Here is an 18,965-nt window from a genome sequence, read left to right as displayed (position 1 = left end):
AATGAGTAAGATTTAATTTTGTGGTAGGTATTTTTTTATCCAATTATGAATGGTATTTTTAGGGATATTGTATTCATTCGAAATTTCTTGAATTTTCTTTTTTTCTTCAGTGTATAAATTCAATACAAAATCTATAATCTCTTTTGTATACACACTTTTGCGATAATTTGGTAAAACAGAGCTTTTAGGGGATGTTGAATTTGAGGCGTTTTTTCCAACAGGAGCAAATAAAATAATGTGTTGCGTATAAATTCTAAAAAAATCATATTCCAACAACTTCGACCATTTTAATAAATCGTCTGTTTGTATACTTTTACTTAAATATTGAGCATTAATTTCTTTTTCAGAATAAGTTTTGAAGAAACTTTTGATACGGGATATATCAATTCCAAGTTCGTCGACTCTTTTTTTGATTAAAGAGCCTATGTGAATATCTTTCATAGGTAAGTAGGTTTTGAGTAATTGTAAATATAGTAAAACGAAATCAGTATTCCTATTAATTTTATCAAAAATAGAATGATTTTATGTACAAAAAGATCGTTTCGTTATATAGAATTTATTTTATAAATTTATGCGACTAAATTAAGTATAATGATTATTCAACCAAGAACAAGAGGTTTTATTTGCATTACGACTCATCCTGAGGGAACTGCAAAAAATGTTCACAATCAAATTGAGTACGTAAAATCAAAAAATATTTCAGCCGAAGGACCAAAAAAAGTATTGGTAATTGGAGCTTCGACAGGTTTTGGTCTGTCATCTCGTATTACAGCTGCTTTCGGATATAATGCTGCAACAATAGGTGTTTTCTTCGAAAAACCTGCTGCGCCAAGAAAACCGGGGACTGCAGGTTGGTACAACACAGCTGCTTTTGAAAAAGAAGCGCAAGAAGCTGGTTTGTATGCAAAAAGTATTAATGGAGATGCTTTTTCTGATGAGATTAAACAACAAACGATTGATTTAATCAAACAAGATTTAGGTCAAGTAGATTTAGTGGTTTACAGTTTAGCTTCGCCACGTCGTACACACCCAAAAACAGGTGTTGCGTATTCGTCAGTTCTTAAACCAATTGGTGAACCATTTACAAATAAAACAGTAGATTTTCATACAGCAGAAGTTACAGATATTACAATTGATCCGATTGAATCTCAAGAAGAAATTGATAATACAATTGCTGTAATGGGAGGTGAAGATTGGAAATTTTGGATGGAAGATTTGAAAGCTGCTGGTGTTTTAGCTGAAGGTGTAAAAACTGTTGCTTATTCTTACATCGGGCCAGAATTGACTCATAGAATCTACAAAGATGGATCGATTGGTATGGCTAAAAATGATTTAGAAAAAACGGTTCCAGTTATCAACGAACTATTGTCAGATTTGAATGGTGTTTCTTACGTTTCTGTAAACAAAGCTTTGGTAACACAATCGAGTTCTGCGATTCCAGTTGTGCCATTATATATTTCGTTATTGTATAAAGTAATGAAAGCAAAAGGAATTCACGAAGGAACAATCGAGCAAATGCAACGTTTGTTTGCAGAGCGTTTGTATACTGCAAACGGAGAAGTTCCTTTGGACGAAAATGGACGTATTCGTATCGATGATTTGGAAATGCGCGAAGATGTACAAAAAGAAGTAGATGATTTGTGGAAAATTGTAACTTCTGAGAACATCAAAGAAATTTCTGATATCAAAGGTTACCATGATGAATTCTTACAGTTGTTTGGATTTAGTTTTGATGAAATCGATTATGATGCTGATACAAACGAATTGGTTTCAGTTCCAAGTATTGCAGAATAAGAAGATCATTTCAATAAAATAATACAAAACCTCGAAAATAATTTTCGAGGTTTTTTTTGTCTCAATAAAATAAGTAAAAAATAATTTTATTCGTATTTATTCGATTTATTGAATTTTGTTTTATTAAAAATATGAATCAATTTTTAAGAATAATTTAAAAATATGGTTTAATAATAGTTTTAAATTGTATTATTATTAAATTTTAAGTTTTCTTTTAGAAATATATCCAAAAAATATGAAATTTATTTTTCAAATCTGAAAAATATATCCGAAACACTTTACATTTCATCAAGTTTTAACACATGTATTTTTATGTCAATTTGGAAAATTAAACCATTAGCGAAGCTAATAGAAGATTAGCAAGAAACGGAAGGTGGTTTAAAAAGATCTCTATCTTCTGGAGCCTTAGTTGCTTTGGGTATTGGCGCTATCATCGGTGCCGGATTATTTAGTTTAACAGGAATTGCAGCGGCAGATCATGCTGGGCCGGCAGTTACTTTATCGTTTGTTTTAGCAGCAGTTGGTTGTGCTTTTGCAGGACTTTGTTATGCCGAATTTGCTTCAATGATTCCAGTTGCTGGAAGTGCTTATACGTATTCTTATGCAACAATGGGCGAATTTATAGCTTGGATTATTGGTTGGGATTTGGTGTTAGAATATGCTTTAGCAGCGGCAACAGTAAGTGTGAGTTGGTCGGCATATGTTGATAAATTTTTGCAAGGAATTAATATTCATTTACCTCAAGAATTATTGCATGCCCCAGCTGATGGCGGAATAATAAATTTACCTGCAATCTTTATTGTGTGTTTATTATCATTAGTATTAATCAGAGGGACAAAAGAATCTGCTATTATTAATAATATTCTTGTTATTTTAAAAGTTACAGTTGTAATTGTTTTTATTGTTTTAGGTTGGAGTCATATAAATCCAGAAAATCATATTCCATTTATTCCTAAAAATATTCCAGGAACTCAATTTGGAGGAATGCCAGGGATTGCAGCGGGAGCAGCAGTCGTTTTCTTTGCTTTTGTTGGTTTTGATGCAGTTTCTACTGCAGCACAAGAAGCTAAGAATCCGCAAAAAGGAATGCCGATTGGAATCTTAGGATCATTAGTTATTTGTACCATTTTGTATGTATTATTTTCATGGGTAATGACAGGTTTGGTACCATACGAAACCTTTAAGGGGGATGCGTCACCAGCAGCGACAGCATTTGCAGTAACAGGTTATACATTTTTACAAAGTGTATTGATTTTAGCAATTATTGCAGGATATACATCGGTTATATTAGTGATGTTATTAGGACAAAGTCGCGTATTTTATAGCATGAGTAATGACGGATTGTTACCTTCTTTCTTTTCAGATGTTCACAAAAAATTTCATACACCTTGGAAAACCAATTTATTCTTTTTGGTTTTTGTAAGCATTTTTGCAGGTTTTGTACCAATCAAAGATTTAGGTCATATGGTAAGTATCGGAACTTTGTTTGCTTTTACTTTAGTTTGTATTGGAATTATTGTGATGCGTAAAAAAATGCCAAATGCTGAGCGTAAGTTTAAAGTTCCTTTGGTTCCTCTAGTTCCAATTTTAGGAATTATTGTTTGTGTTTATTTAATGACATCTTTGACAATGGAAAGCTGGTGGCGACTTTTGATTTGGTTAGTAATCGGAATTTGTATTTACTTTTTCTACGGAAAACAACATAGTAAGGTTGATGATTAGGAAATCATCATTTTGAGTTTTTTAGAAATCCTTTGTCTTTTTAGATGAAGGATTTTTTGTGTTGATGTAAAACAAAAAAAGCTTGAACAAATGTTCAAGCTTTCAGCGGGCTGACAGGTACTTCAGTCGAACCTTTAATGTTATTTTTGACGTTTTTAAATAAAATTTGATTTTCAGATTTTTAATCTATAAAATATAGAGAAGATAAATGATATGATTCAAGAATAAATAAAAAATGGTACTCTTTGTCTTCCAAAGGTACCATTTGTCTTAAGCGGGCTGAAAGGGAGTCCAGTTGAACACTTGGTATCTTTTTTGACGTTTTTGGATAAACTATAACTTTTTAGTTTTTTTTAAAATAATTTACACTTTTTTAAACTAAAATTTAGAAAATGATACTTTCTGGCTTCATAAAGTTGTATAAATATTTTTGTTTGATTTTCAATAGTAAAGGTTGGTTTTGTCATATATTGTAAGATGTAATTTATGCAAAAAAAGTTGCTACCAACACATTTGATACACAAGGTTATCAGATGAATTGATTTTAGGTATTTTAAGGATATAAAAATACCCGACAATAGAATGCTATCTATTATCGGGTTTGATTATTTATTTTTGTTAAATAACTTGTAATATATGTATTATGAAATAAAAACACATCTGAAACACTACCGAAATCTCTTTGTTGACCAGCAAACGCTTTACTTCTAACACAATTCAACATTTTAAGGTTATAAATATTAAACTAAAAAGTGCTTTAAATCAATATGCTAAAAAATATTACCTTAAATTACTAAAGATACTCCTCCATTTACTAATTGAATTTCTGCTTACATTAAAATATTTGGCAACAGTTGAATTTGTTAACCTATGTTTTTTTTGATAATTCAATATATAAATAATATCTGATTTTTCATAAGCTCTATGTTTTTGATTTTCATGATCAAGATTGTATGAAGTATCGAAAATAATCTTGTTTACACGTATAATATCTAGTGATGAAAAACTTTCTTTTTCTAAAAATTTTTTCACAAATTTTAATTTAGTTTGAAACTTCTCCACCACTAAATCAAAGTATATTTGTTTGTAGTTAGGTGCTATTTTTGGTATTTGTTGATCCATTTATATAGAGTAGTTTTGGGTATTTTATATTCTTCAATAACTTGAGTTTTTGTCATTTTACCATTTTCTATTCGTTCTAAAATAAAATTTATGATTTCTTTTGTATAAATATTTTTTCGGAATTGAGGTACTGTTGATAATTCATCAGATTTTGTTGAATCATAGTTTTTCGGAGAAAATAAAATAAGATGTTGGGTATAAAGCCTAAAAAAATCATATTGTAAGAGTTTACTACATCTTAATAAATTATCTGTGTTGATACTTTTTGATTGATACATTTCCAAAACCTCAGATTCATCACATTTAAGAAAGTTACAGATACGAGGTAGCTCAATACCTCGTTCTGCAACCAAAAGTTCAATTAGATTTCCTATATGAAAGTCTTTGTAATTCATTATTATTGTGCAGTTACCTGTTCTATTTTAATGTATATTTTGGTATTAGTACCTGGAAGTACAGTACCTCCTTCGTTTGATGCTAACATAACATAAGCCGTGTACATGACTTTTGATCCTGTACTATTATCTGTCCAAGTATATCTTCTATATTCTGGACCTCCACCTGATGCATTGTTAATATCTGGATCTCCCCAATTTCCATTTGTACTTAAACCAGTTCCTGAATTCTCCCAACTAGTTGCACCTGATGAATTTGTTCCTCCCCAAACTCCAGTCGGTACAGCAAGGTCACTTGAAGTAAGTACAATAAGTCCTCCATAATCAGTAGAGTAATTCCATATTAATGTTTGGGCTGAACCTGTATTATTATAAAGTTGTACATCAGATCTTCCTTTTGTAGTAAGAGAAGGTGTTGCTATACGTACTCTAACTCGATATCTTCCATCTGGTGTTGCAAGTGGGAAAACATAACTATTAGATGTAGCATCATAAATAGCATTTCCCATTGCCGCAACTTGTTTTATATCTGCAGTTGTTTGATTTAAAATATTTGCACTACATGACTGTGCAGTTGTAATAAAAGGTATTAATGTAGCGTTAACAGGTAATATCATATCTGATGCTGTAACTGGAGTACCAATAACTGAGAATACTAATTCACCTGCACCATATTCTAATTTACCTGGTCTAAGTGTTAAAGTTAGTCCATTTACTGTAACAGGAGTACCTGCCGAATAAGCCCCACCATTACCACCTGTATAACTAATTTTTAAGTTACCTTCATAAGCAATACCTGCTTTCCAAGAAGAAGGGGATAAAACTGCAGAACTACAAGAAATTGTTGAAACAGAAGGAGCAATAGAGTTTGTACTATCGATTGACATCCAGTTTGCACCATTCCAAAAATAATATCCTTGCAATAATGTTGTACCACTATTATAAATCATTAATCCAGTAGGTTGATTAGATATATCATTATCACCATCAGAATTTAAGTCCAGTGTACTAGATGTTAGATTTACTCTTGGCACTAAGATTCCTTTGTTTGAAGATAATATATCAAGCATCGCATACGGATTAGGTGAAGTTCCTATGCCTGTTGCGCCTGATTGTGTCACAATAAAATCATCTTCCATTTGTTTAGGAGTTGGAGTTCCTGTTAAAGGGTTTGTAGTTGCGGTTGATGATTTACCATCAACATTCAATAATCCTTGTGGATTTGATGTATTTATTCCTACTTGTGAATAAGAAGAAATAGAAATAAGTACGAATGAAATTGTAAATAATTTTTTAATCATAGGTTTTAATTTTGATTGTTTTGAAATTTCTAAAGAAGTAGAATAGATAAATTTTTGGATGATCATTTCTTTTGACAAAATTCAATTTTCAAAAAATTTCGCACTGCATTTTTACAACTATAAAATCTATACAAAGCAAAAAATTATCTATACATTATCTATACAAAAAAAACACTATTTAACTATATATCAGCTACTTAAATAATTACTTTAAATAGAAATAAAATGAATAAAGTTTTTACTTATTATTATATTTGTCAACCCCTCTCACCATACCTACATACAAAAAATAATTATTATGCCTAAATCTCTTTTGTTTGTGATTGTATTTATGCAATCCATATTCTTATTTGGTCAGAGTGATCGAGACAAACAATTACATGAAGTATGTACTCTTTTTTATGGAAATCAATTAAAAGAAGCGAAGAATTATATTGAAAATAATTTTTTAAAGTCTGATGATAAGTCTAGACAAGTTATAGGTTATATTTACTTAGCCCAATATTACGAGTATACAGAAACCAACAGCAACAAAAAGCATTTAGAAACATTAGAAAAAGCAAAAAAAATTGCTGAACAAACAAATAATGAATTAGATAAAGCCTATGTTGATTTTGGATACACGATGTATTACAAATCGATGAACAGATGGAATTATTATGTAAAGTATTTATGGAAGAGTATTAATACTTTTAAAAAATATCCAGATGAAAATTTTATACTTTCAAAACTATATGTTTCAAAATATAGATCATTAGAACAAAACCCTTTAGAAAAAGCAAAAATTGAAGATTATACAATTGCACTCAATTATGCAGAAAAATCAAAGGATATAATATCTATTAGTTCTATTTACAATGATATTGGAAATTTTTATAATACTAAGAAAAATAGTATTAAGACTGCTGTTCAATATTATAATAAAAGTTTGCAACTTTCTAAACAAGTAAAAGATAAAGTTGCTAAAAGAACTTTAGAATTTTACTTCTATTCAAATTCTGGAAATATATATTTAGATCAAAATAAATTCGATAAAGCTTTAGATTTTTACAATAAAGGATTAAAAACAGCAACACCTAAAGATTCATTAGCTCTATGTGCTCTAAATAATAGTATTGGTTACACTTATGCTTTGATGGATAAAAACAAAGAAGCTTTAGATTATTACAAAATTTCTGAAAAATATAGTAAGAACAATGATATTTCTGAATACCAAAGAATTACAATTTACACAAATATTTATGAAGCATATGAAAAGTTGAAACAATATGAAAATACCATTCAATACCTAAAGAAAACAAAAGATGCCATAGTTGCAGAAGATCAACGAAGATATGATTATAATGCACAATCGCTTGAATCCTTCTATAATACAGAAGAAAAAAATTATTCATTAGAAGAGAAAAATTTAGCTTTTGAAAAACAAAGAAAATATCTTATTGGAATAATTGCCTTATCTATATCAAGTATTATAGCACTTGGCTTTATGTTATATTACAAACGAAAAATGCTAAACCAACGATCTAATTTACTTGAATCAGAAAAGCAAAAACTAAAAATGGAGAAGGAAATTTCTGATTTAAAACAAGAATATTATCAAAAACAAGTTTTGGCAACAACCATTCAATTAGAACAAAAGAATAAATTTTTAGAAGAATTAAAAGAAAATTTCAAAAAAAATCAAGAATTTAATTTGAACAATTACTTAAAAAACGAACAAATTATCGATAAAGATTTAACCAATATTCATGATATTGTAAAAGAAGTGCATCCAAATTTTTTCAAGAAATTAAATGAGATGACGACAACTAAATTAACCAATCTCGATATCAAATACGCAGCATATATCTACATGAATATGGATAATTCTCAGATCGCATCTATTCTCAGTGTAGACCCAAAAACAGTGAGTGTAACTAAATACCGCTTAAAACAAAAACTAAATTTATCAAAAGAGATTGATTTAGATACCTTTATTCGAAATTTGAGTAATCATAAATAAAAAATGGTACTCTTTGTCTTCCAAAGGTACCATTTGTCATTGTGAGCTATAAAGATACCTCCGTCTGATTCTTAATTTTGTTATTGGGTAATTGTAAAAAGATCAATCCCCCGCAATGCCACTCACAAAAGTATCGATAAAGTCTTTTATTTTATTTAAAATACGATCACCCGTTTCTTTAAATTTCAAAACACTTGGCTTACCATCTTTTCGAAGACTTAAAAGCTCATCACGTAATGGCTCTCGTTCAGTAAAGAGATAGTTTTCGATTAGTTTTTCAGTTTTTTCGAAATATAAATTTTCATCATTCACCAATTCTTGCATAGCCATTTCTTGTTCGATATTCCAGAATTTTTCAAACTCTTCTGGAATACTATCTGAATCTTCAATGTGAGGTAAACTTTCCTGAATAAACTTTTCAATCAATTCTCTTTTACTCCTCAAAGAAACTTCAGTATTCAACAAATTAAAAATATCTTTTTCGATACTTTCCTTGTCTTTTGCACCGTGTTTCGAACTAAATTTTATAAGCAATTGCAAGATATAGGTAACATTAATCGTATCACGACGTATCAATTCCAATTCGAAATCGATATCATTAAGAATCGAAGTTTTTTGAACGTCCGTTTTTAGGTTGATTGAATCTTTTAAATCTTGATATTTGCTGCTATATCCGTTGAAAAGGTCTTGATTTAAAGCTAAATCATCCCAAGTAAATTCGGAATAATGCCCCATCTTTTTCAATAAGCGCATTAAATCTCTAAATGACTTAATAAACTCTAATTGTTCTTCTTCGCTGTACAATTTATCTACGGAATTCACTTTTGGTGCAATGCTCATAAGCTTGCCAACAGCCATGTTAAATTGTTCGACATACTTCTCATATGGTTCCACAATAATTTCGGCAACGGCTTCTTTATTACTGAATAATGCAATGGCTTCGTCCGTCTTATCTTTCAAGTTTCGGAAACAAACAATATTTCCTTGCGTTTTATTTTTATCCAAAATACGATTGGTACGGCTAAAAGCTTGAATCAAACCATGAAATTGCAAATTTTTATCAACATACAACGTGTTCAAATTTTTACTATCATAACCCGTCAAAAACATATTGGCAACCAATAAAATATCGGCTTCTGGTTTGGGATGTTTTGACTTTTTTGCAACAGCATTGTAATAATTATAAAAACCTTCGGTGTCTTTTATGCTCTGTTTCTCTCCAAATAATTCATTGAAATCTTCCACATATTTTTCCAACAATTCCCTACGATGCGGAATAACACGTGTTCCATATTCTGCTTGTGGTTCAGCAGCAACATTGAGCTGTGCGGCAATTCGCTCTTCCATTTCGTCCTCGTTCTGAGCGTAACTGAAAATGGTAGTCACTTTCAAATCATGTTCGCCATTTAGCTTTTTACGCTTGAAAATTTCATAGTATTGAATAACCGAATCAATATCTTGCACACACATCATAGCACAAAAATTTCTATTTTGCGTTTTCTGATCATGATACTGAATAATGTAATCAACAATCGCTTCTTTGCGTTCGGGAGCTTCGTAAACTTCGGTTTCGTTGATTTGCTCTACTTTCAAATCGACAATATTTTCCTTTTGTTTAAAAGTTTGAACATATTCTACAGAAAATTTTAAGACATTTTCATCGCGAATGGCATCTGTAATTACATATTTGTGCAAGCATTTTCCAAACAAACTTGCTGTGGTTTTCATTCCATCGGAATTCTTTTCTAGAATAGGCGTTCCCGTAAATCCAAACAACTGAATGTTGCTAAAATAACCGACGATATTTTTGTGGGTATCACCAAATTGCGAACGATGACATTCATCAAAAATAAAAACCATTCTTTCATCCTGAATCGGCTTCATTTTCGAAATATTTCTACCCGAAATTGCATTATTTAATTTCTGAATCGTCGTAACAATAATGCGAACATTGGGGTCTTTGAATTTCTGAATAAGGTCATCCGTATTCGTCGCAGAACTTACCGAACCTTTGCTAAATGTATCATATTCTCGATTGGTTTGATAATCCAAATCTTTTCTATCTACCACAAAAACCACTTTTTTGATGGCTGGAATGTTAGATAAAATCTGACTAGCCTTAAAACTTGTCAGCGTCTTTCCACTTCCTGTCGTATGCCAGATGTAACCGTTTTTTTCGATATTGTAACCGTTCAGAATTTCGTTTTCTTTTACCTTTTTAATGATACTTTCAACCGCATAATATTGGTACGGACGAAGCACCATTAAGGCTTTCGCAGTTTCATTAAGAACAATATACTTGCAAATCATTTTGCTGACATGGCAAGGCTCTAAAAACGTATCGGTAAATTCTGTAGTAAGGTTATTTAATTGATTATTCTGCTCATCTGTCCAATGAAAAGTCTGCAAAAATTCTTGCGGGTTAGAACCAAAGTTGCTAAAATATTTGGTGTTCACGCCATTGCTTATGATGAACAATTGTACAAAATGAAACAAGCCTTTCCCCGCACCAAAACTATGTTTCTGATAACGGTTAATTTGGTTGAACGCTTCTTTCATTTCCAAACCACGTCGTTTCAATTCAATTTGTACCAAAGGCAAACCGTTAATTAATAAAGTAACATCGTATCTATTTTCATATTTTCCCTCTTGTGTAATTTGATTGGTAACTTGATATTCATTTTGGCACCAATGCTCAACATTTAGAAATTCAAAATACAAGTTATCGCCATTATCACGGATAATATGGTGTTTCTTTTCTCGTAATGTTTTTGCTTTTTCAAAAACAGAATCTTTGGTAAGGATATTCAAAACCTTTTCAAATTCACTGCCCGAAAATTGGATATGATTATGTTTCTCTAACTGTGATTTCAAATTTGACTCTAAAGCTTTTTCATCTTTAATGCTCACATATTTATATCCCAATTTTTGTAATTGTGAGACAAATTGTTCTTCTAATATTTGCTCGGATTGTTTGCTCAAAATAATTATGAATTAAGAGTTTATTTGGTTCTTTTAGTATATAGACAAATCTAATAAATAATCTCCTAATTCATAATCTAAAATTTATTTAAGTGCTTTGGACATTTGCTCAATTGCTTTTTTCTTTTGCTCTAAATTAGGGTGAACATAAAGATTCAAAGTCGTACTGATGTTGGAGTGTCCAAGCAGCACACTTACTGTTTTATAATCGCAATTACTTTCAATGCAACGTGTAGCAAAACTATGTCGCAATCCGTGAAATTTCATTTCGGGAATCTCTAAATAACTCATCAGGTTTTTATAAAAACTTCGGTAAGTTCTAGGCTCTGTAGGTTTAGCATCGTTTGTTAGAACGAAAAAAGAAGGATTGACTATCTTTTTAATAGGTTTGATTAGCCTAATTAAATCTTTGTTCATAGGAATTTCACGGATGGAATTTTTTGTTTTAGGTGTATCCAAAAGCAATTCAGTTTTGCGTACTCCATCTTCAATCACATAAATTCGTTGTATAGTTTTATTTACATTTATAATCCCATTGTCTGTATCAATATCGTCCCAAGTAAGGGCACAAACTTCCCCAATTCGCATTCCTGAGCATAAACACATCAAAACACCTAAATTTCGAAAAGTAAAATGCTCTTGAATGTGGTTCATAATTTTTTTCTGATGTGTTCTCGAAAGCACTTCCACTTGTTGGTTTTCACGCACTGTCGGATATTGAATTTCAAAAGCATCGTAAGCAATCCATTTGTTTTTTGCACCAAATTTCAGTACCATTTTTAAAACAATCAGAATATCTTTAATGGTTTTTTGACTAAGTCCAGCTTCCAATTTCTGTAGTACAAATTTTTGTACATCCGCTTCGTGTACTTCATAGTTTTCACCAAAACTAGGCAACAAATGATTTTCTAATAACAATACATACGCCGAATAGGTTGATTTCTTTACATAGTTCTTTTTGTCTGCTTTCCAAAGAAGCACAATTTCCTTAAGGTTTTTTTTATCCATTTTTTATGATTTAATTAACAAAGGAAAACATTTAGAGATTGAGGATTACTAATCTTCTGCACTGAGGTTTTAAACTCTTTAATCTTAATGTTCCAAATTTGAGATTTCCGGGGTTTGAAAGTGAATGGGAAGCTAAGAAGTTGGGAGAAATAGCTAAGTTCTCAAAAGGAAAAGGAATTTCTAAAAGTGATATTGAAGAAAATGGAATTACTGAATGCATAAGATATGGTGAACTTTATACCCATTACAGTGAAGTTATTAATAAAATAAAGTCTAAGACTAATGTAAATACATCAGCTTTAGTTTTAAGTGAAAAGAATGATGTTATAATTCCTGCTTCTGGCGAAACAACAATAGATATTGCAACAGCTTCTTGTGTTTTGAAGTCTGGTATTGTATTAGGAGGTGATTTGAATATCATAAAAACAAAAAACAATGGAATCTTTTTATCATATTATTTAAATAGTAAAAAGAAAAAAGAAATAGCTAATCTAGCACAAGGTATTTCAGTTGTACATTTATATTCAAGTCAATTAGCTTCTCTTTCTATTGGTTTACCTAAAATTAATGAACAAAACAAAATTTCATCATTTTTGTCTTTGTTAGACCAAAGAATTCAAACCCAAAGCAAAATAATAGAACAATTAAAAACCTTAATCCGAGAAGTTCGAAATAATTTTTTTAAACAGAATTTAAGGTTTAAAGAATTCACTGAGAAGTGGGAAGAAAAAACTTTGTCAGATATTTTAATTAAATTTGATGAAACTACAACTATTAATAACCAATATCCTATCCTAACATCAGCTAGAACTGGTATCTTTTTCCAGAAAGAATACTTTGATGGAAATGAAGTAGCGAGTAAAGACAACAGAGGCTATAACATCGTTCCTCGCGGCTATTTTACTTATAGACATATGAGCGATGATACGACTTTTAAGTTTAACATAAACACTATTTGCGATAATGGAATTGTAAGCACCTTATATCCTGTTTTTACAACTAATGGTGTAAATGATTACTTTTTAAAGAGTTATTTGAATGATGGACAAGCTTTTAAAAATTTTGCATTATTACAAAAACAGGGAGGGTCAAGAACATATATGTACTTTAATAAGTTAACTAAACTAAAATTAAGTTTTCCAACTATTGAAGAACAAAATCGAATAGCTTCTTTTTTATCAAAAATTGACCAAAAGATAGGAACAGAAAAAGAAATTTTAAAGCAACTTGAAATACAAAAGAAATATCTTTTGCAACAAATGTTTGTATAAATTCTACACAAACATTTGTTGTAACAAAAACTTTTTCTGTTCTTCTAATTTTTGTAATAGTTGGGTTTCAATTTCAATTTTTGAATCAATTGACGATAAGAAATTTGCGATTTTGGTTTGTTCATCCATATTAGGAAGTGAAATTTCTATTTTTTCAATTTCTGATTTACTTATCTCTGGAAAAGTAGAACCGTTTGCTCGTTTTTCTAATTCAAATTTATTTAGTTGTAGCCAGTTGTAAAGGAAAATATTGTTACAATTTTTGTTTACTACTAATGATTGAAAACCTTGATTTGTAGTACATTCACTAAGAGCAATGGCAACTTCCCCAATCGTAGCTCTCGTTGTTAATAATAATGATCCTTTTGGTAAAATTTTCGCTGAAGAATTTTTCAATCCTGATTCTGAAATTTTTCTCTCACTTTTAGAGACAAATTTCGATTTTATTTCTGTTGGAGTAAACCATTGTATATTCCCATTCCAATATTCTGGCTTACCAGTTTCTGGTGTTCCTCCACCTATTATACTACAGACATTTCCAATTTTTTTAATTAGCCACTCTGGAAATTCATTTCCATTACCATCTTTAAATCTGAACTCTTGCAAAAATATTTTTTTAGTAATTGCAGATTTTAATACGTTAAGCTCCTTAATTATTTTGCTTTGGGTTTGGATTCTTTCATCGATTAGAGATAGAAAAGATGCTATTTTTTGTTGTTCTTCTACAGAAGGAAAGGGAACTTTAAATAGCTTCAAATCACTTCCATTAATTGAATTAATCGTTGCTCCTAAATTTTTGTGAACAACTTCTTTGTATTCTCTAGTATCAAACCAGTGAAATAAGAATTTATTAAAGACACTCCTGTAAATGGACATAAAAGCTCCAAAAGCAATACCTTCGTTTTCTTTATTGATTAACGCATTTTTACCAATTAAATTTTTACTACCGTTTCTAACACAAATTAAAATGTCACTTTCTTGAACAGGATTATAAATATCTGTTCTTACATAAACATTATCTTCAAAAGCTAAACTTCTATTCTGAACATTAGATGATCTAAGAACTAACACACCATTTTCAGCGATGTCATTTGGACTATATGTTAATCCATTAACAATTTCTCCGATTTCCCCCAGTTTCTTACTTTCCCACTCTCCTTCAAACTCTGGAAATCTCAAATTTGGAACATTATCTACTTTTAATTTTTTATTTGTCATCTCGATGATTCAATTTTCGTTAGTAAAAACATTAAGGATATAAAAAATTAAAAAACAAGTCCTAATTCTTTGAAATACACATCAATTTCTTGATCCAACTCCGCTCGTTTAGCTTCCAAAGATTTGATTTCTTGCATTACTGCGTGAATATCAATTTCCTCTTCCTCTTCAAAAGTATCCACATAACGAGGAATATTGAGATTGTAGTCATTCTCGGTAACTTCTTGTAAAGTAGCTAAATGACTGTATTTTTCGATAGAAGTTCTGTTGCGATAGGTTTCTACAATTTTATCAATATGCTCATCACGAAGCATATTTTGGTTTTTCACTTTTTCAAAATCTTTGCTCGCATCGATAAACAAAATATGATCTGGATCTTCCTTACACTTTTTAAAAACCAGAATACAAGTCGGAATACTCGTTCCGTAAAAAATATTGGCAGGCAAACCAATAACGGCATCCAAATAATTTTTCTGTTCGATCAGATATTTTCTAATATGCAATTCAGCCGCACCACGAAACAAAACGCCATGTGGCAATACAATCGCCATCGTTCCATTTTCTGCCAAATGATAAATCATGTGTTGTACAAATGCAAAATCAGCTTTACTTGCAGGAGCTAATTTTCCATATTGGCTAAAACGATCATCATTTAAAAATAAAGGATTTGCACTCCAATTTGCCGAAAATGGAGGATTTGCTACAATAGCCTCAAAAGGCATATCGTTTAAATGTTGAGGATTTTCAAGAGTGTCTTCCTGTTTAATATCAAATTTAAGATAATGAACTCCGTGCAAAATCATATTCATTCGAGCAAGATTGTAAGTTGTGCGATTCATTTCTTGTCCGAAGAAATTATTGACATCTTTCACTTCTTTGGCTACACGCAACAACAACGACCCTGAACCACAAGTAGGATCATAAACCGATTTTAGACGATTTTTACCTGTAGTCACAATTTTTGCAAGTATCTTGGAAACCTCTTGTGGTGTATAAAATTCACCTGCTTTTTTTCCTGCACCACTCGCAAACTGACCAATCAAATATTCGTACGCATCACCTAAGACATCTAATTCTGTATCATTTAGTTTAAAATCAATTTCATCTAAATGAACCAAAACTTTTACGATGATTTCATTTCTTGCCTCGGCAGTTTTACCCAATTTGGTACTGTTGAGATCCATATCTTCAAACAAGTTATCAAAGTCTTCTTCACTTTGAGTACCCATAGTACTTAATTGGATATTTGTCAAGATTTTTTGTAAATCTTCAAGAATAAATGTATCTGTATCACTATTTCCTCGTCGCGCAATTTCACTAAAAAGTTCAGAAGGTTTTAGAAAATAACCTAAAGTTTCTAAAGCTTCTTCTCTTACTGCATCGATGTATGCTTTACCTTCAGATGTATTTTCATTAATATCTATGAACTTAATTTTGTCTTCTTCTAAAATAGAATTGGCATAAATCTCCATTTTTTCTGCCAAATATTTGTAAAAAATAAATCCCAAAATATAATCTCGGAATTCATCAGCATTCATTTTACCACGTAGCGTATTCGCAATATTCCAAAGCTGTTGCTCTAATATTTTCTTTTGTTCTTCTGACATTTTAAATGAAATTTATGATTGAGGATTTATAGTCTCAAAAAGTAACCGCTAAAATAAGAAACAATAAAAGAAATTAAAAATATTTAAAATAAAGAAAAAATATAATAAAATGAAGAAAAGCAAATAATAAGTAATAAAAAATGGTACTCTTTGTCTTCCAAAGGTACCATTTGTCTTTGCGGAGAGTGAGGGATTCGAACCCCCGGAGGTGTGATCCTCAACAGTTTTCAAGACTGCCGCATTCGACCACTCTGCCAACTCTCCAATAACGCAGTTTATTGCGGTATTGCGAGTGCAAATATAGAACGCTTTTTCGTTTTTCCAAACTCTGAAAACAAATATTTTTAAAATATTTTTTAACAAAATGATTCTCAATAGAATATTTTTTATTCTTTTTTTTGAAAAGAGTCATTTATATCTTTGTTGTAATTAATTTTAGTCATGATTAGAAGAATTGAAGAAGTAGATTTTCCGATATTGAGTGAGATTTGGGAAAGTTCAGTTAGTAATACACACGATTTTTTAGCAAAAGAAGATTTCGAATATTATAAAGAAAATTTACCTAATTATTTTCCGTATGTAACTTTATTTGGTTTTGAAATAGAAAATCAATTGGTAGGATTTGTTGGTGTCGCAGAACAAAATCTTGAAATGTTATGTATTCACAATGATTTTCGACAAAAAGGAGTAGGGAAGGCTTTGTTGGTTTTTTCTATTCAAGAATTGAATGTAAAATCTGTCGATGTGAATGAACAAAATCAGCAAGCGATTGATTTTTATTTGAATCAAGGTTTTAAGGTTATTTCTCGTTCTGAAAAAGATAGCGAAGGAAAAGCTTATCCTATTTTGCATTTGAGTTTATAATTTCAGGAGAGTAGCTTAACTTTGCAAATCATTTTTTAGCCATGTATTCATCAACAGAATTATCATCAACTCAAAAAAATCGCATTCGTTTAGCTGTTTCGCTTTTCTTTTTTTCGCAAGGTTTAGCCTTTTCTTCATGGGCAAGTCGTATTCCAACAATCAAATCAGATTTAGGAATTTCAGAAGGACAATTGGGAACTTTGTTGCTATTAATGCCGATAGGTCAATTATGTACAATGGCACTTTCAGGAAAATTAGTAGCAAAATTTGGAAGTAAAAATGTCTTACGAATTGTCGTTTTAATTTATCCTTTGATACTTTGTTGTATCGGTTTGGCTCAAAATTTTTATCAATTAGGGGCTGTATTGTTTTTCTTTGGAGTAATAGGAAACATGTGCAATATTTCGGTGAATACGCAAGGAGTTGAGGTAGAGAAAATATATGGAAAATCGATTATGTCATCTTTTCATGGTGCGTGGAGTATAGCCGGTTTTACAGGTGCTTTGATTGGATTATTGATGATGAATTTGCATGTGAATACATTTTATCATTTTGTGATTATTTATGGCTTAATTATTTTGAGTTGGTTCATTAATAAGAAATATTTAGTCGATTCTACGCCAGCTCCAGCAAAGGAAAAGAAATCTATTTTTTCTAAACCAGATACAGTTTTGGTTCAATTGGGAATTATTGGTTTTTTGAGTATGGCAACAGAAGGTGCAATGTTCGATTGGAGTGGTGTTTATTTTCAAGATATTGTAAAAGCGCCACAAAATTTGGTTGTCGTTGGTTATGCTTCGTTTATGGTGATGATGGCGACAGGACGTTTTGTTGGAGATTATTTTATCAGCAAATACGGAAAACAACGCGTGATGCAAATTAGTGGAATTTTGATGTTTTCTGGCTTGATGCTTTCGGTGTTTTTTCCTCAATTTATCGTGTGTACAATAGCATTTATGATGGTTGGATTGGGCGTTGCGTGTAATGTGCCAACGGTTTATAGTGTAGCAGGAAAAAACAAAAATGTAAATCCAGGAGTTGCATTGGCAATGGTTTCGAGTATATCTTTTTTAGGATTTTTGATGGGACCTCCATTGATTGGATATATTGCAGAAGCTTTTGATTTGAGATACTCTTATGCGTTATTTGCTTGCTTTGGATTGATTATGGTTTTTATGGTTGGCAGAATGAAAATTTTCAAGACAGAGTAAATTCAGAAGTAGAATATTTTTGAATTAAATATTGTTTATGAATTTTTAAATAAAAAATAATTCCGATAAAATAGCAGACAACATCCAGAAAATCTGCTGTGTAATTTGAAGAAAATTTTGGCATAAGATATTCTAACAAAAAACTCAAAACAAACGCTGTAATGACCAAATAACTTGTTGGATATGTGTACAATTGATTGTTGTATTTTATCTTCGAAATGATATAACTTCCCAAATGTGTCATCGCAGGAACGGCAAAAATATCAGTTAAATAATGGTTGAGATACTCAATTTCTATGGAATAAATTCGTGTAAGTTTGATAAAAATCCAACTCAGAATATAGAAACTAAAATAAGTATCAAATAGTTTCATTTTTTAGACCACAACAAGAATTATTAACACACAAAAAGCTCCAAGAATCATCAAAAATAGGAAGAAAGCATCGTCTATTAATTTTTGAGAGGTAC

General features: G+C 30.7%; 14 protein-coding genes, 1 tRNA gene and 1 pseudogene. 6 read left to right on the top strand and 10 right to left on the bottom strand.

What is annotated here, in order from left to right; translation table 11 throughout:
* Positions 1–12: 12 nt before the first annotated feature.
* Positions 13–441 (bottom strand): transposase, encoded by a 429-nt coding sequence (locus B4A23_RS11605; protein WP_291120190.1) that lies wholly within the window; start codon positions 439–441, stop codon positions 13–15.
* Positions 442–591: 150 nt separating this feature from the next.
* Here B4A23_RS11605 and fabV point away from each other — a divergent pair, with 150 nt between their 5' ends.
* Together fabV and B4A23_RS11595 are read left to right on the top strand one after the other, a co-directional pair.
* Positions 592–1,794, top strand: coding sequence for an enoyl-ACP reductase FabV (gene fabV, locus B4A23_RS11600; protein ID WP_180906024.1), 1,203 nt, complete (start codon positions 592–594; stop codon positions 1,792–1,794).
* Positions 1,795–2,106: 312 nt separating this feature from the next.
* Positions 2,107–3,516, top strand: a pseudogene (locus B4A23_RS11595) (amino acid permease).
* Between the two features lie 780 nt (positions 3,517–4,296).
* Here B4A23_RS11595 and B4A23_RS11590 read toward each other — a convergent pair.
* Genes B4A23_RS11590 through B4A23_RS11580 form a run of 3 tightly spaced genes read right to left on the bottom strand, consistent with a single transcriptional unit; the run spans position 4,297 to position 6,334 of the window.
* Complete coding sequence (locus B4A23_RS11590; protein WP_291120187.1) at positions 4,297–4,638, bottom strand: helix-turn-helix domain-containing protein; 342 nt, start codon at positions 4,636–4,638, stop codon at positions 4,297–4,299.
* Entirely contained in the window at positions 4,614–5,033 is a 420-nt protein-coding gene (locus B4A23_RS11585) for a helix-turn-helix domain-containing protein (RefSeq protein WP_291120184.1), read from the bottom strand. Before B4A23_RS11585 ends, B4A23_RS11590 begins: the two co-directional genes overlap by 25 nt.
* 2 nt (positions 5,034–5,035) lie before the next feature.
* Entirely contained in the window at positions 5,036–6,334 is a 1,299-nt protein-coding gene (locus B4A23_RS11580; protein WP_291120181.1) for a hypothetical protein, read from the bottom strand.
* Positions 6,335–6,632: 298 nt separating this feature from the next.
* On the opposite strand from B4A23_RS11580, the gene B4A23_RS11575 reads away from it, so the two are divergent.
* Positions 6,633–8,336 carry a tetratricopeptide repeat protein gene (locus B4A23_RS11575; RefSeq protein WP_291120178.1) on the top strand — a complete coding sequence of 568 codons (1,704 nt, stop codon included), beginning with the start codon at positions 6,633–6,635 and terminating at the stop codon, positions 8,334–8,336.
* Between the two features lie 102 nt (positions 8,337–8,438).
* Here the strand turns inward: B4A23_RS11575 and B4A23_RS11570 are convergent, their stop codons facing one another.
* Together B4A23_RS11570 and B4A23_RS11565 are read right to left on the bottom strand one after the other, a co-directional pair.
* Positions 8,439–11,318, bottom strand: coding sequence for a type I restriction endonuclease subunit R (locus B4A23_RS11570; RefSeq protein WP_291120175.1), 2,880 nt, complete (start codon positions 11,316–11,318; stop codon positions 8,439–8,441).
* Between the two features lie 84 nt (positions 11,319–11,402).
* A complete protein-coding gene (locus tag B4A23_RS11565; RefSeq protein ID WP_291120172.1) occupies positions 11,403–12,326 on the bottom strand; it encodes a tyrosine-type recombinase/integrase in 924 nt (307 codons plus the stop codon).
* A 98-nt stretch (positions 12,327–12,424) separates the two neighbouring features.
* Between B4A23_RS11565 and B4A23_RS11560 the strand changes: the two genes are divergently transcribed.
* The gene (locus B4A23_RS11560) at positions 12,425–13,597 is read left to right on the top strand and encodes a restriction endonuclease subunit S (RefSeq protein ID WP_291120169.1); all 1,173 of its coding nucleotides are present in this window, start codon (positions 12,425–12,427) and stop codon (positions 13,595–13,597) included.
* Between the two features lie 3 nt (positions 13,598–13,600).
* Here the strand turns inward: B4A23_RS11560 and B4A23_RS11555 are convergent, their stop codons facing one another.
* The 3 genes from B4A23_RS11555 to B4A23_RS11545 form a co-directional block, all read right to left on the bottom strand.
* Positions 13,601–14,815 carry a restriction endonuclease subunit S gene (locus tag B4A23_RS11555; protein ID WP_291120167.1) on the bottom strand — a complete coding sequence of 405 codons (1,215 nt, stop codon included), beginning with the start codon at positions 14,813–14,815 and terminating at the stop codon, positions 13,601–13,603.
* Between the two features lie 47 nt (positions 14,816–14,862).
* Positions 14,863–16,422 carry a type I restriction-modification system subunit M gene (locus tag B4A23_RS11550; RefSeq protein ID WP_291120164.1) on the bottom strand — a complete coding sequence of 520 codons (1,560 nt, stop codon included), beginning with the start codon at positions 16,420–16,422 and terminating at the stop codon, positions 14,863–14,865.
* Positions 16,423–16,601: 179 nt separating this feature from the next.
* Positions 16,602–16,686: transfer RNA gene (locus tag B4A23_RS11545), tRNA-Ser, on the bottom strand.
* Between the two features lie 177 nt (positions 16,687–16,863).
* Here B4A23_RS11545 and B4A23_RS11540 point away from each other — a divergent pair.
* Both B4A23_RS11540 and B4A23_RS11535 read left to right on the top strand, forming a co-directional pair.
* Positions 16,864–17,286, top strand: coding sequence for a GNAT family N-acetyltransferase (locus tag B4A23_RS11540; protein WP_291120161.1), 423 nt, complete (start codon positions 16,864–16,866; stop codon positions 17,284–17,286).
* 41 nt (positions 17,287–17,327) lie between these two features.
* The gene (locus tag B4A23_RS11535; protein WP_291120159.1) at positions 17,328–18,497 is read left to right on the top strand and encodes an MFS transporter; all 1,170 of its coding nucleotides are present in this window, start codon (positions 17,328–17,330) and stop codon (positions 18,495–18,497) included.
* Here B4A23_RS11535 and B4A23_RS11530 read toward each other — a convergent pair.
* The gene (locus tag B4A23_RS11530) at positions 18,484–18,870 is read right to left on the bottom strand and encodes a hypothetical protein (protein ID WP_291120157.1); all 387 of its coding nucleotides are present in this window, start codon (positions 18,868–18,870) and stop codon (positions 18,484–18,486) included. The two genes, B4A23_RS11535 and B4A23_RS11530, sit on opposite strands and share 14 nt — an antisense overlap.
* Positions 18,871–18,965 lie beyond the last annotated feature (95 nt).

Origin of the sequence: Empedobacter sp. UBA7248, from assembly GCF_002472945.1 — a bacterium.
In the GTDB taxonomy this organism is placed as follows: domain Bacteria; phylum Bacteroidota; class Bacteroidia; order Flavobacteriales; family Weeksellaceae; genus Empedobacter; species Empedobacter falsenii_C.
The sequence above is the reverse complement of the archived record's forward strand: the minus strand, read 5'-3'. Positions and strand labels throughout refer to the sequence as shown.

Excerpts from the sequence above, each read along its gene's own strand:
- B4A23_RS11605 (WP_291120190.1), bottom strand. The coding sequence starts at position 441 with ATGAAAGATATTCACATAGGCTCTTTAATCAAAAAAAGAGTCGACGAA.
- fabV (WP_180906024.1), top strand. The coding sequence starts at position 592 with ATGATTATTCAACCAAGAACAAGAGGTTTTATTTGCATTACGACTCAT.
- B4A23_RS11590 (WP_291120187.1), bottom strand. The coding sequence starts at position 4,638 with ATGGATCAACAAATACCAAAAATAGCACCTAACTACAAACAAATATAC.
- B4A23_RS11585 (WP_291120184.1), bottom strand. The coding sequence starts at position 5,033 with ATGAATTACAAAGACTTTCATATAGGAAATCTAATTGAACTTTTGGTT.
- B4A23_RS11580 (WP_291120181.1), bottom strand. The coding sequence starts at position 6,334 with ATGATTAAAAAATTATTTACAATTTCATTCGTACTTATTTCTATTTCT.
- B4A23_RS11575 (WP_291120178.1), top strand. The coding sequence starts at position 6,633 with ATGCCTAAATCTCTTTTGTTTGTGATTGTATTTATGCAATCCATATTC.
- B4A23_RS11565 (WP_291120172.1), bottom strand. The coding sequence starts at position 12,326 with ATGGATAAAAAAAACCTTAAGGAAATTGTGCTTCTTTGGAAAGCAGAC.
- B4A23_RS11555 (WP_291120167.1), bottom strand. The coding sequence starts at position 14,815 with ATGACAAATAAAAAATTAAAAGTAGATAATGTTCCAAATTTGAGATTT.
- B4A23_RS11550 (WP_291120164.1), bottom strand. The coding sequence starts at position 16,422 with ATGTCAGAAGAACAAAAGAAAATATTAGAGCAACAGCTTTGGAATATT.
- B4A23_RS11540 (WP_291120161.1), top strand. The coding sequence starts at position 16,864 with ATGATTAGAAGAATTGAAGAAGTAGATTTTCCGATATTGAGTGAGATT.
- B4A23_RS11535 (WP_291120159.1), top strand. The coding sequence starts at position 17,328 with ATGTATTCATCAACAGAATTATCATCAACTCAAAAAAATCGCATTCGT.
- B4A23_RS11530 (WP_291120157.1), bottom strand. The coding sequence starts at position 18,870 with ATGAAACTATTTGATACTTATTTTAGTTTCTATATTCTGAGTTGGATT.